This is a genomic window from Vogesella oryzae, from assembly GCF_902829295.1.
Taxonomy (GTDB): Bacteria; Pseudomonadota; Gammaproteobacteria; order Burkholderiales; family Chromobacteriaceae; genus Vogesella; species Vogesella oryzae.
Genome location: NZ_CADEPL010000036.1, coordinates 1 through 10340, shown reverse-complemented (window position 1 = coordinate 10340; position 10340 = coordinate 1). Strand labels below are relative to the sequence as shown.

The 10340-nt window shown below is 59.5% G+C and carries 8 protein-coding genes; all 8 read right to left on the bottom strand.

All coding sequences use genetic code 11. From position 1 onward, the window contains the following. Positions 1-1668 (bottom strand): type VI secretion system Vgr family protein (locus HU218_RS13180; protein WP_174875403.1); only part of this gene is annotated, 1668 nt, incomplete at its 3' end. Between the two features lie 15 nt (positions 1669-1683). Then, positions 1684-2172 carry an OmpA family protein gene (locus tag HU218_RS13175; protein WP_174875402.1) on the bottom strand — a complete coding sequence of 163 codons (489 nt, stop codon included), beginning with the start codon at positions 2170-2172 and terminating at the stop codon, positions 1684-1686. Positions 2173-2230: 58 nt separating this feature from the next. Continuing rightward, the gene (locus tag HU218_RS13170; RefSeq protein ID WP_174875401.1) at positions 2231-2728 is read right to left on the bottom strand and encodes an Hcp family type VI secretion system effector; all 498 of its coding nucleotides are present in this window, start codon (positions 2726-2728) and stop codon (positions 2231-2233) included. 96 nt (positions 2729-2824) lie between these two features. Next, positions 2825-4309 carry a type VI secretion system contractile sheath large subunit gene (gene tssC, locus HU218_RS13165; RefSeq protein WP_174875400.1) on the bottom strand — a complete coding sequence of 495 codons (1485 nt, stop codon included), beginning with the start codon at positions 4307-4309 and terminating at the stop codon, positions 2825-2827. Between the two features lie 3 nt (positions 4310-4312). After that, complete coding sequence (tssB, locus tag HU218_RS13160) at positions 4313-4825, bottom strand: type VI secretion system contractile sheath small subunit (protein WP_174875399.1); 513 nt, start codon at positions 4823-4825, stop codon at positions 4313-4315. A gap of 43 nt (positions 4826-4868) precedes the next feature. Then, positions 4869-5894, bottom strand: coding sequence for a type VI secretion system-associated protein TagF (gene tagF / locus HU218_RS13155; protein ID WP_246211105.1), 1026 nt, complete (start codon positions 5892-5894; stop codon positions 4869-4871). Positions 5895-5902: 8 nt separating this feature from the next. Next, positions 5903-9883: a type VI secretion system membrane subunit TssM gene (gene tssM, locus HU218_RS13150; RefSeq protein ID WP_246211098.1), complete on the bottom strand. Its 3981-nt coding sequence runs from the start codon at positions 9881-9883 to the stop codon at positions 5903-5905. Beyond that, the coding region (locus HU218_RS13145; RefSeq protein WP_174875397.1) for a M15 family metallopeptidase at positions 9880-10340 on the bottom strand (461 nt) is incomplete at its 5' end. The genes HU218_RS13145 and tssM, both read right to left, overlap by 4 nt.

Genomic DNA, 10340 nt, shown 5'->3' with positions numbered 1-10340 from the left:
GTTTGGCGTGTCGTCGAACAGCAGCTCGTTGTACTGCCCGCCGTGGTGTTCCTTCGACTTGATGCCGGACAGCGTCTTGTTGCCCGGCAGCTTGCCGGCAGCACTGAAGTCCGGCGTCGGGTGGCTGCCGTTGTACAGCACGCCGGTAATCACCGGCCGGTCGATATCGCCTTCGAGGAAGTCGACCAGCACTTCCTGGCCGATGCGCGGGATGAACTGGTGGCCCCAGGCGGCACCGGCGCTGGGCATCGCCACTCGCAGCCAGCAGCTGGAGCGCTCGTCCAGGTTGGCACCGCTGTCCGGATGCTCGTCCGGCCGCTGCCAGTGGAACTGCACCTTGATGCGGCCGTTGGCGTCGGTGTGCACTTCTTCTCCCTCCGGCCCGACCACGGTGGCGGTCTGCGCACCGCGGGCGGTGGGCTTGGCGTGGGTCGCGTCGGCATAGACCGGGGTCAGCGGGATGCCGCGCCGCTGGGCGTCGAACTCGCTGCGGAACGGCGCATCACTACTCTCGCCGCTGGCGGCCAACGTTGGCCGCAACGCTGCCGGCAGGCTGCGGCTCAGCTCGGCCGGCAGGTTGTTGCGCACCGCCAACGTCTGGCGGGTGACCACGAACTCGCGCTGCTCGGGGCTGTCGCCGTCGTGCGCCGGGTGCTCGTCGAGGCGGAACCACTGCCCGGCGGTGAGGCCGCGCACCGCGCCGCCGCCAGTAAAGGTCTTGGCCTGCGCATCGTGCGCCTGCTGCCGCAGCCGTGCGTAGTGGCTGAGCTGCTCGGCGTCGCTGGCGTAGTAGGCGCCGGGGGCGTCGTAATGTTGCAGGCTGCTCTGCAGCCGGCTGCCATCCAGGCCTTGATCCAGCGCCGATTCGTCGCCGCTGTGACCGGTGGCCACCGGTTGGTAGTCGTAAGTGGCCAGCGCCACGCTGCCGGGCACGATCTGTCGCGCGCCGTCCCAGCGGGTGAGGCCATCCTCCTCTTCCGTCGCATCGCTGCGGTGGAAACGCACGCGGTCAACGTTGGCCGCCGGCAGCGCATACGGATCGTCAAAGGCCAGCAGCTTGACCTGCGGCGTCTCGCCGTCGAGGTGCTCGTAGCGCCAGTTCAGCCCTTCCTCGCGCAGCAGGCGGGTGATGAAGGCGTAATCGGATTCGCGGTATTGCAGGCAGTAGCTGCGCGCCGGCAGCGGGCCGGACAGCACGAAGTCCAGGCTCTGCACCGCGGCGAACACCGGGTTGGCCGCCGCGTGCTCGGCGAAGATCTGCCTCACGATGGCATCCACCGACAGGTCCTGGAATACCCGCGAGGTCCGGCGCAGGCGCAGCAGCGCGAACGGCGGCTCGACGGTCAGCGCGTATTTGGCGAAACCGCCATCACTGCCCAGGGTATCGGCAGCACTGACCACGCCACAGCGCAGGCTCTCGCTGCCATCGGCGCCGGCAATGCCCAGCCGCACCGGCAGGCCGAGCAGCGACTTCAGTTCGATGCTGTCACTGGCGGACAGGCACTCTAGCCGGAAGCGGTAGCTGTCGGCCAGCGCTTCTTCGCCAGTCAAACTCAGCGGCAACAGCGCCTCGCCCCAGCGGCGGCCATCGCCCAGCTGCAGGGAGAGCAGACGCTGGTCCTGGTTGAAGGCGGCGGCAAAGCTGGCGAGCAGGTCGGGGAGGTTCATGGGCAGAAGTACAGGTTAACCATTGAATGTGACGCGGGCAGCATGCAGGCGTTGCTGGGTGTCGATTTTGGTGACGATGCGCTTGGCCGCGATACCGCTGTCGATCAGCAGCTTCTTGACGACTTCTGCCCGCGCTCTGGCAGCAGCAGGGGCATTGCCGACTTCACGGCGATCACAGTAGCCGGTCACGGTAATGACTTTGGCAATCACGAGTGCCGGCGCCAGTGACCGTACTTGTTGTTCGGTGATTGGCGTGAGTTTGGCGCTCATTTTGTCGAATGGCACCAAGGTGGGATCGCTGACAATGCTCTTGTTGCCGGTTGCTTCCACTACTTTGGCGGTGGCTTGTTCCACACCTTCAGCAACCTTGACGGTAATGGCTTTGCTTTCCTGTGCCTGTACGACAGCAGGGGGAGGCGTTTGCTGGGGAATGGGCTTGCGTAGGTTGGCGCATCCAAGCAGCAGCATGCTGCAGGCGGAGAGGGCAATGAAGCGGTAAAGCATGGGGCACTCCTTAGAAACCGGTGCCTTGGCTAGGCCAAGGTACCGGTTGGCATAATGCTTAGGCGATTACTTTGTTGGCTGTCAGATCCCAGCCTGCGCTGACGTTACCGCCACCAGCGCCATCGGCACGTTTCTGCTGGGTGTAGGTCCACTTGATCTTGCCGTAGCTGAAGCTCACTTGCTCGCTGGGGAAGCCGGCGTCGTTAGCGGAGCCGCTGGGTTCAACCTTGGAAATCAGGACTTGCTCCATCTTGATTTCCATGTATTTCACCTTGTCGCCACCGGCACGGCACAGTTCGATGGTGACATCCTTGATGTGCTTACCGGTGCAGCACGCTTCGTAGATCTTCGGGCTAGCCTTGTCCAGGAAGTGGGTGATCTCGTACATGCCATGGTTGACACGTTCGGCGGTGGCGCCGCCGGCAGAGCTGGCGGTGGCCTGGGCCGGCTGTTCGAGCAGGTGAGAGAACGATTGGATCTCGATCCAGTCTTTGTGCTGGTCGTCGGTGCTTTCGCCCGGGATGCCGTCGATTTTCAGGAAGGCGTCAAATGCCATTTGGATTCTCCAAGGGTAATAAAAAGGAAGCAGAGCTTCCGGAACACGTACCCGCCACGGCGGCAGTGTTGCTACCGCTGTGACGGGTGACAGGCGTTAGCCCGCCGGCTGTGGCAGCTCGGCAACCAAACGCAGGGAAATGGTGAGTTCATCCAGCTGGAAGTGCGGGCGCAGGAAGGCTGCGGCGCGATAGACGCCGGGCTTGCCCGGTACCTCGACTACATCGACGCGTGCTTCGCGCAGCGGATACTTGGCCTTGGCTTCCTGGCTGGCGGAGTCGTCAAGCAGGACGTATTGCGCCAGCCAGGTGTTGAGGAAGTCCTGTACGTTCTGGCGCGAGGCAAAGCTGCCGATCTTGTCGCGCATGATCGATTTCATGTAATGCGCAATGCGCGAAACCGCGAAGATGTAGGGCAGCTGGGTGGAAAGGCGGGCATTGGCGTTGGCCGCATCGGTGTTGTAGGTCTTGGCTTTCTGCACGGACTGGCCGCTGAAGAAGGCGGCGTAATCGGTGTTCTTGCAATGCACCAGCGAGATCAATCCAAGATCCGACAATAGTTTTTCGTTGCGGTCGGTGATGGCGACCTCGGTCGGGCACTTCAAGGCTACTTCGCCATCGTCGGTCTTGAAGGTGTGTGCCGGGAGTCCTTCCACCAGTCCGCCACCCTCAACGCCACGGATAGCCGCAAGCCAGCCGTACTGGGCAAAAGCATCGGTCAGGCGGGCGGCATAGGCATAGGCGGCATTGGTCCACAGATATTTGCCGTGGTTGCTGCCATCAACGTTTTCCTCGAAATCGAAAGCTTCTACCGGCACATTGTCGCGGCCATATGGCAGGCGACCCAGTACATGCGGCAACACCATGCCGACATAGCGGGAGTCTTCCGATTCGCGGAACGATTTCCACTTGGCGTATTCGACGGTATCGAAAATCTTCGCCAGATCACGCGGCTTGCCAATATCGGTGAAACTTTCCAGACCGAACAGGCCGGGGGCTGCGGCCGTGATAAGCGGGGCGTGGGCCGAAGCCGCCACGTGGGACAGTTCATCCAGCAGGTAAAAATCTTCCGGGTGGCGGGTAAATTCGTAATCGCCTACCAGACCGGCATACGGGGCGCCGCCGAAGGTGCCATATTCCTCTTCGTAAATTTTCTTGAACAGTGCGCTTTGGTCGAATTCCGGTGAGGCCTTGAAGTCCTTAACTAGATCCTTTTTGCTGGCATTGAGCACCTTGATTTTCAGCATGGTGCTGGTTTCCGACTGCATTACCAGGTACTTGAGGCCGCGCCAGGATGCTTCCAGTTTCTGGAATTCCGGATGGTGCATCACCTCATTGAGCTGGGCAGAGAGCAGGGCATCAAGCTCGGCAATCCGGGCATCAATGCTGGCGGACAAGTCGCGTGAAACCGTGACGCTTCCCTCCAGGACTTGGGCGACCAGCTCGCCGATCAGGTCGCGGGTATGCCCTTTTTCGCTTTCGTTAGTCGCAATGCGGCTCTGGTCGATAATGCTGTCCAGCAGGCTGCTGGCATCCAGTGCGGCGGAGGTTGCCGTTGCATCCAGTTGTTGTGCGGTGCTCATGTGTTACTCCCCGGATTTGTCGCTATGGGCGGATTGACTGATCTGGCGCAATTTCTCGGTGTCGCGCACTACCTCGTCCAGTAACTCCTCCAGCTTGTCGTTGCCTGCCAGCTTGTTGCGCAGGTCGGCCAATCGGGTACGCGCCTCCAGCAGGCGGCTAAGAGGTTCGATCTGGCTGACGACGTTTTGTGGCTCGAAGTCAGCAAGCTGGTTGAAGTTCAGCTCCATACCCAACTGGCTGCCGTCTTCTTGCAACTTGTTGTCTACCTTGATGGCCAAGCGTGGTGCCATGCCCTTCAGTACCTCATCGAAGTTGTCGCGGTCGATTTGCACGAACTTGCGTTCCTTCATCTTGGGTAGCGGCTCTTTGCTATGGCCGGAATAGTCGCCCAGCACGCCAAGCACGAAAGGCAGTTCTTTGGTTTCAATGGCGTCGCCGATTTCAACGTCGTAGGTGATCTGCACGCGGGGCGGGCGAACCCGCGACAGTTTTTTCTGGGTGCTTTCTTTGCTCATGGTATGGCTCTCGAAAAAAAGACGGTCTGTCTGAGGGGCTGTGTCAGCTGATGCTGCGGGCAAGGCTGGCGATGAGGTCGCGTAACTGGGCGAGATTGAGATCCGGGTCATTCAATCGGCGACCCAGGATGTAGCTGGCTTCTGCGTAAGCCTGGTGACGGCGCCATGGTGCCTGTTCGTCGGCCATGTCCACCGTATAGCGCGCGTTTAGCGGCTCTCCCCAGCATTGCGCCACGATATGGGCATCCGGCGCCCGTGGTTGTAGTGCCAGGAATCGCCCTTCCGGGCGGTTGATCAGCAGGCACTGAGCATCATCGCTGCTGTGCGTGCCGGCAGCGGCCTGGTACAACGATAGCCAGGTGGCGGCGGCCAACATGTCCTCCCCATCCGTGGCCGGTAACGGCAGTAGATAGGTTTGCGCACACAGGCTGTCGTGGAAACGGCGCTGCATCTGGCTGTGAAAGATGAAGGCCAGCAGCGTCGCTTCCAGTGATTGCCCCGGGAGTCGGGCGAGCAGCTTGTCCAGCTGCTGTACCGGAGTGCTTGCCAAGTGATGAGCCAGCAGCTGTTCGGCCAGCGCTACGTCATCGCTGGAAGCGGCGCCGAATAGAGACTGGGCCTCCAGATACTGGCGGCAGGCCAGCATTTCCACCGAGTTGTCGATGGCATTGATCAGTTGTTCTCTCAAGCCGCTGAAGTACAACTCTCCCGCCAGCAGCAGGACGGCCAGGGGCGGCAAGGCGAGGGTGGCCGGGAGCTGGGTGGCTGCAATCAGCGGAAAGTTGCGGCCGCTTTCGTCGTGACTGGGCTGGATTACGCCCAGCGACAGCCAGGCGTGGTCGCGACTGCGAATCACGAAGCAGGAACCGGACATGGCGCGGTAGCGCGCGACAGCATCGGCATCACTGGATAGTAGGCTGATGCTGTCTGCCAGTAGTTGATCCAATTGTGCCGCCGCAGGATGGGTGGCATTGATACGGATGAAGTCAGCTCGCCGTGGCAGCTTGCCAAAGATGCAGTAGGAGGTGGCTACCTCCTGTGTGCGTTTGAAAGTGAAGCTCAAGGCCATCTTCCCTGTTACAACGTCACGCGCTCGGGCAACGTCAGTTTGTTGAGGCGGGTCAGCTGCAGCGGATTTACGCCGCTGAGCACCCGGAAGTTGAGACGTACGGTCTGAGCATCGCCTTCCGTTTTGCGTAGTGGCCAGGCGAGCAAGGTCCCATCCGGACCGTCCTGTATGACTTTGGCGCTAGCCAGCAAGCGCATTAGCCCCATCCCTCCGGTGTAGTTAGCCACCACACTGCTGGCGCCGCTGTAGGTGAGAACCTGGATACGTGCCTCGGTGCTCTGGCTATTGCCGTTCCAGGTAAACGGTTGCCAGATCTGCGGACCGTTGCGATAGCGCAATTCCTGACCGTCAATGGCAAAGACAATTTCCGATAGGCCTGGAGTTGGTTGCGGTTGCAGTTCGAAGCGCAGGCCATCGCCGTCTTGCAGTTGGCCGTTGGCCAGGGCGCTCAGGCTGCTGACACTGCTGAGGAATGCCGGGTTGAATTTGATGCCGAGCTCACCCCAGGCGCGCGGTACCAGTTCGTTCCCGCGTTTTTGCACCAAGCCAGCCAGATATTTGTTGATAAAGCGATCTAGCGTACCGTCATCGGCTTTCAGAAAGCGGTTGATTTCGGCAATCGAAGCGGTGCTGCCGGAGTCGCTAAATGGATACTTGGCAGCCAGTTGCCGCCACTGTGGCAGTACTTCTGCCGCCCATGCCTGGTTGATGTCGGCTCCGACCGGGCCCAGTAGAGCGCTATAGGCACCACTGAGCGGGCGTACCAGCATCGGTCGAACCATGTGGATGGTATCTGGCGTACTTTGGGCTAACAGTGCGTTGTCGACATATCCGATGCTGTCGGCAAGCTCCGAGCCGCTGTTGTTGAATGTCGCCTGCAGCGTGGCACGGGCAAGCGAGCCTGGATCATCGGTACTGGCGATACTGCCAAGTTTTGCCTTGAGTTTGGCTAACTGGTCGAGGTAGCCATAGATTGGCGCATTGTCGCCCTTGACCAGGAGCGCGACCCCTGCGAACTGCTGACCGACCTCACCATATTGCTTGCCATTGTTTTTGGCTTCATTGTTACCGCCGCCAGTCAGCAGAGAGGCGGTTTTCTCCAGAACCGATTGCTTGGCATTCTCCAGCGAGCGGTTAAGTTCTGACGGGTTATCCCATGAGGTTTCAGTGGCTGCGCGCGCCAGGATCAACTTGATCGGCGAGGTTTCCCGCTCGGCAAGGCGTGTCATGGCCGAAGCAGCCTGTGCAGGAGAAGTAAAGTCGCGCACAGTGACACCTTGCAGGAAGTTCTTCCAGCTCGCGATGTAGGCGCTGCGGTACATTGCCTCTAGTGCGGCCCGGTTTTTATCGCTGTCCCCCTCTTTGCCCAGATTGTCCTGGCTGCTGGCTGCCAGCACCCAGTCATCACTGCGGATTTCACCTTTGCTAGCTTCAGTGATCGCACTTTTGATGTACTGATCCCAGGCTTCGCGTGTAAAGGCGCCTTCCACCATCTGGCTTCCTGCCATGATGTCGAGGTCGTGGTTGTCCAGAATCCGGGCCACCGTCAGCGGTGAGAAGCGGGTGTTGGCACGGGCACGAATTTCGTTGAAGACACGCTCTTCGGCCGACATGCGCTTGAATGAGCCTCGCAGTACGTCGCGGGCTTGGCTAACGACCCGCAGGTTGGGCGAAATCAACGGCAAGTCGGGCGCCTTGACCTGGCTGATATAGAACGCCAGCAATCGCTCAGCGATTGCCATGATTTCATCACTGCTGTACTGCCCTTTTTGCGCCTCCAGGTACGGACGCCAATACCGAGGCAGTTGGTCTGCCAGATGGGCAGCCTCCATGCGTTGTGGCTGATACAGCATCAGATAGGTTTTCAGCGCGTTGTAACTACTGTCCAGTTGCGGAGTCTTGGCTGGTTTTGTTGGTGCGGCATCGGCAGCGGGGGTACTCTCCGTCTGTGGCCGCCGGTTGGAACCGGTGGCATCAACAATGACAAGCTGTGCTTTCGCCTTGGCTTCTGCCGGGTTCCAACTTGCCGGATGCAGTGAGAAGCCATTGGCTTGCCAGTGTGTGGCTATCGGTTTTGCCGTGTGTCGCCACCAGGTCGCCTGCTGGGCCTGAACATCGTTGGCGGCCAGCATGACCGGCCGTGCTCGGAAGTCATCGTCCAGTGCACCGAGCTGAATGTTGGGTAGCGGTTTTCCTTGCAGGGCAGGACGCGGCTTGGGGCGGGACTTACTCGGCATTGTTGCTGCCGGTGTGTTCTGCTGGGTTTGTATTGCTGGCACAGGTTTCGGCGCCGGTGCCGGCGTAGGGAGCGGCGCTTGCTCCAGTGCTAGAAGCGTCTTCTCCAGATTTTGCTGGATAGGGGTAAGCATCAGGTTTTTTACGCCGGCAAAGTATTCGCTGCGCAATACCGATTCCAGTCCACGGCCTTGATACAAGCCTGCACCAATCTGCCAGGGAGTACCTTCCTGACGGTATGCTTGCAGCTGCTCTAGCCGGTTTTGCAGAAGTTGCAGCGCGCGCAGTCGATCATAGAGCTGTCCACTGCTGGCTAGCCGTTGTGCGCTGAGTCGCTCTTTGTGGATGTCTGCCAGCAGTTGCTGGTTGCCGATATATGACCAGCTCCATAGCCCTGCAAGCGAGCATAGCGTGAGCACGCCAGCGATCATGGCCGCCATGCGCCAACGGCTGTTGCCACGCTTTGTTTGCCGTGAAATCAGGTGCTGATCGGGGAACAATACTTTGCGGAATAGATCGCCCAGGAAAAAACTGTATGAGGCAGGAACTTGTTGTTTCTCGCGCTGGGATGATGCCAGGTCGAATTGGCTCTGTACCCGACTTGCAGCCACAATGCGCGGCGTGCCTTCCTGTAGGGCGCTGGAGAAGTAAAAGCCGCGCAACAATGGCCGAGAATGATAAGGGTCGTCCTCGTAAAGCAGGGTGATGAACTTTGTTACGGCCTCTTTCAGCCCATGAAATTCGATCGGGAAGGCGAAATGAGCAGGGCGAATCTGATCGCCACGGTATTGCAGTAGTTTTTCTTCTCCCGCCTGTACTAAGCCGCGATACAACAGTTCAAACTGCTGGCTGGCAACGTTGCCAGCATCAAAACCGTTGCCTTGATTTGCCGTCAGAGTGCAGCCCCATACGCGGTCGCGTTCGGACTCCGGCATGTCCTGGAAGAAGTCGGCAAATCCCCCAAGCAGATCAAGTTTGGTAAAGACCAGATAGATTGGCACATGCAGGCCGAAGGTATCGCTTACTTCGTGGATGCGTTCGCGTACTTGGCGCACGTAAATCGCGAAACCTTCGCTATGATGCTGAGCCAGCTCTGGCAGGCTGATGGCCACAAGAATGCCGTTAACAGGCGCCTTGGGGCGATGTTTCTTCAGGAGCTTGAGGAATGCCAGCCACTCTCCTCGATCTTCGCTCTGCGTGGCGTAGCGTCCAGCCGTGTCCAGCAAAACACCTTCAGTCGAGAAAAACCAGTCGCAGTTGCGGGTGCCGCCGACACCCTGGATGCCACTTTTGTCGCTAAACGGAAAGGTAAGACCGGATTGCAGGATAGCCGAGCTTTTACCGGCGGCTGGATGGCCAATAATCATGTACCAGGGGAGTTCATACAGCGCTGCGCTCCCTCCCGCATTTCCCAGCTTGGATTTTTTCAGGGTATCGATGGCGCCGAGTAATCGTTGTCGCAGCAGAGTGACTTCCGCGCGTTTTTCGGAACCGGCATGAATGACTGCATCGTCGGCCTGTTGCCGTAGCATTTTCTCCAGCAACCCTCCTGCGCGACGGGAAAGCAGTTGACCGATCAGCAGGCTGGCTACCCACAGCAGCATGATGGCAAGAATGCAGCCGAGACGCGCCTCGGTCGTCTCCAGCCCCATCCACTCGCCGAGAAACCACACTAAGGCAATCAGTATTAAAAACCCGATTGCGGAAGCCAATTTGGCATGTTGACGCCACCCCTTTTTCACCACCTCATTCACCTTCCTGTCGATTTATTGCTTGCTGATAGCAACTGCTTCAAAGAGCCGCTGCGTTCGATGTGTCCATAATCCTTAAAACTCCAGTCGCCGCCCCAAGTCAGAGCGGCATTGCCGGCCTCTTCTCCTAATGCCTGGTAAGCCTGCATGGCCCATGGGTCTCGCTCCGAAATCACAACTTTGCCGTTGTGAACGGGTGCAAGGTCGACAGCTAGCCCGTACTGATGCTTGCTTTGCCCCCCTCTTGCTTTGGTGACTAGGGTGGTTTGTCCGGCCAGAGCATCCTGTCGCTCCGGGCTGCGATAACCCTCCAGCAATGTCATGGGAAAGCCGCGCGCTTCCATTCTGGCCATGACATGCAACACGGATTGCACGAATGCAGGTTCCAGTCTGTTCCAGTCACGATCAGCTCCGCGCAAGCGTGGTTGCTGGCTGACGGCATCTTGGAATGCCTCTGGAG